Source organism: Romboutsia sp. 13368 (genome assembly GCF_018336475.1).
Taxonomy (GTDB): Bacteria; Bacillota; Clostridia; order Peptostreptococcales; family Peptostreptococcaceae; genus Romboutsia.
The window spans coordinates 577,504-580,049 of record NZ_CP048741.1; the positions used below are offsets into that span (position 1 = coordinate 577,504).

The 2,546-nt window shown below is 22.9% G+C and carries 4 protein-coding genes; 3 read left to right on the plus strand and 1 reads right to left on the minus strand.

From position 1 onward, the window contains the following. Window positions 1–137 precede the first annotated feature (137 nt). The 3 genes from G3997_RS02385 (at window position 138) to G3997_RS02395 (ending at window position 2,200) form a co-directional block, all read left to right on the plus strand. On the plus strand, window positions 138–644 hold the full coding sequence (locus tag G3997_RS02385; protein WP_296647503.1) for a 3'-5' exonuclease: 507 nt from the start codon (window positions 138–140) through the stop codon (window positions 642–644). Window positions 645–893: 249 nt separating this feature from the next. Next, window positions 894–1,184, plus strand: a complete 291-nt coding sequence (locus G3997_RS02390; protein ID WP_296647506.1) for a hypothetical protein — start codon at window positions 894–896, stop codon at window positions 1,182–1,184. Then, a complete protein-coding gene (locus tag G3997_RS02395; RefSeq protein ID WP_296647508.1) occupies window positions 1,175–2,200 on the plus strand; it encodes a serine/threonine-protein kinase in 1,026 nt (341 codons plus the stop codon). Before G3997_RS02390 ends, G3997_RS02395 begins: the two co-directional genes overlap by 10 nt. A 199-nt stretch (window positions 2,201–2,399) precedes the next feature. On the opposite strand, the gene G3997_RS02400 is transcribed toward G3997_RS02395, so the two are convergent. After that, entirely contained in the window at window positions 2,400–2,540 is a 141-nt protein-coding gene (locus G3997_RS02400; RefSeq protein WP_296647511.1) for a hypothetical protein, read from the minus strand. Window positions 2,541–2,546 lie beyond the last annotated feature (6 nt).

The following is a 2,546-nucleotide window of genomic DNA, read 5'->3' on the forward strand; positions in this document are numbered from 1 at the left end:
GTCTTCATCTTCATTTTGAGGTAAGAATAAATGGTAAGCATGTGAATCCAGTTCCGTATATAAAATAAATATTAAAAATAAGTACCTAATATAGAATATATAGGTGCTTATTTTTTAATCATAAAAGGAGAATAATTATGAAAGAATATGTAGTTGTGGATTTAGAAACAACAGGACTTGATCCATATAAAGGTTGTGAAATAATAGAGATTGGAATAACAGAAATAAATCAAGGTGAAATAGGTAGAAATTATTCAAGATTAATAAAGCCTAAAAATCATATACCTTATTTTATAACAGAAATAACTAATATAAGTGATGATATGGTAGTGAATAAAGAAGGTATAGAAACAGTACTACCTAGATTTAGGGCTTACTTAGGTGATAAAACTATGATAGCTCATAATGCTAAATTTGATTTAAAGTTTTTAAATTATTATTTAGAACTTTTAAATTTAGAGCCAATAACAAATTATATTTGTACATTAGAGCTATTAAAGCAAGTAAAATCATATAAAGGAAAAAATAAAAAGTTAGAAACTGCATGTAATTATTATAATATAGAAAATAAAAATGCACATAGAGCTGATAGTGATACATTAGCAACAGCAAAACTATTTTTAATAATAAAAGATAAAATATAAAAAGAAGCTAAAAGCTTCTTTTTATATTTTTCAAAAAATCTATTTTTATATGAAAATTTAGGTATAAAATGTTTYWWKWWYWWWTTTTAAGGTATTAATTCTTAGTCCTGTAGTTTTTGCTTCATCATWWMKKTWTAWAAWRYTTTMAGTATATATTTTAAAAGACATTAAATTTTTATAAATAGTGTTTAAACTAAGTATGAATTCATAGTATATAAAGACGAAATTTTTTTCCAGGGGGTTAATATTATGAATTTAATATCTATAGATATATATATAGATAAGATTGAATTTGAGATATTTTCTATATATGATGATAAACAAAATAGCATCCTCCAAAATGAGATAAAACTACCTATATCATTTAGCATAGGAGATAAATTAGAATATCTAAGAAAATTTATAATTATTATAATAAATCAGAATAAAATAAAAAAGGCATATTTGAATATAAAAGATAATTTAGAGATATATACTATAAAAATTGAAGGAACTTTAGAAGAAGTACTATCAAGTTATGGGGTGGAAATATGCAATTGAGTACTAATTTTGACTTTGAGATAATAAAAGATATAAAATCAGAAGGTGTAAATTCATCTTTATATCTTGTAAGAGATTTACAAGTAGGATCTAATTTTATATTAAAACAAATAGATAAAAAGGCATTAAAAGAACCAGAAAGATATTTTGAAGAATCAAAAAAGATATATAAGTTAAAACATCCTAATATAATGAATATACATTCAGCATCGTATGATAAAGAATATATATATATCACTATGCCATATTTAAAAAATGGATCTATTCAACACTTAATAGAAAATCAAAATCTTACATTAAGACAAATAATAAAATATTCATTGGATTTTCTTTCAGCAGTATATTATATTCATGAAAATAATATTATACATTGTGATATAAAACCTAATAATATATTAATAAGTAATGAAGGTAATGCAATACTTACAGACTTTGGATCAGCTTTATATTTAAATAGTTTAGGAAAAGCAAAATTAAGAAATGTGTATTATAAACATATAGCCCCTGAACAATGTATAAATTCAACGATAAATAAAAAAATAGATATATATCAAATAGGAACTACATTATATAGGTTATGTAATGGTAATGAAGAGTATAATAAACAAGCAAAAAAATATAAGGACTTAAATAGTTTAAAAATAGCTTGTGCAAAAGGAAAATTTCCGATTAGAAAAAAATATTTACCACATATTCCAAAAGATATGATAAAAATAATTGAACGATGTATGAGTGTAGATACTAATGATAGATATGATAATGTGTTAGACATAATGAATGATATATCGTGTATAAATACAAATTTAGATTGGTATTATAATAAAGAAAGTGAAGAAAAATTTACATGGACTTTAAATACAGATGACCGTTATATAAATATAATGTTACTTAAAGTAGGCTCTATATGGGAAGTTATAGATGACTATAGAGAAAGTATAAATATTGAGACTAAAGCAAAAGGATATAGAGTTATAAGAGATATTATAAAAAAATATGAAAAAATAGCCTTACTTTAATCCGATCAAGTAAGGCTATAAAAAGGGGTAAAATATATTATAAAAAGGGGTTTATTAGGGAATATATTTTATTTGGGGAGTAAAATAATCGGTTATTAGGGGAATAACCTTAAATTAATAATAACAAACTTCGACAATAAAGGCAAGTAAAATGTCGAAATTTGTTATTATTAATTCAAATAAAAATAATTGTATTCAACTAAAGATAAATAAAAATCTTTCCTATAGATATATCTTCATCTATTACGAATTTGTCATCTCCTGCACTTATACAGCTAACAGAACATTCTTCTTTGCAARCAACACAACTTATACAAGCATCTGTTATAAAGTAAGCCATTTATAG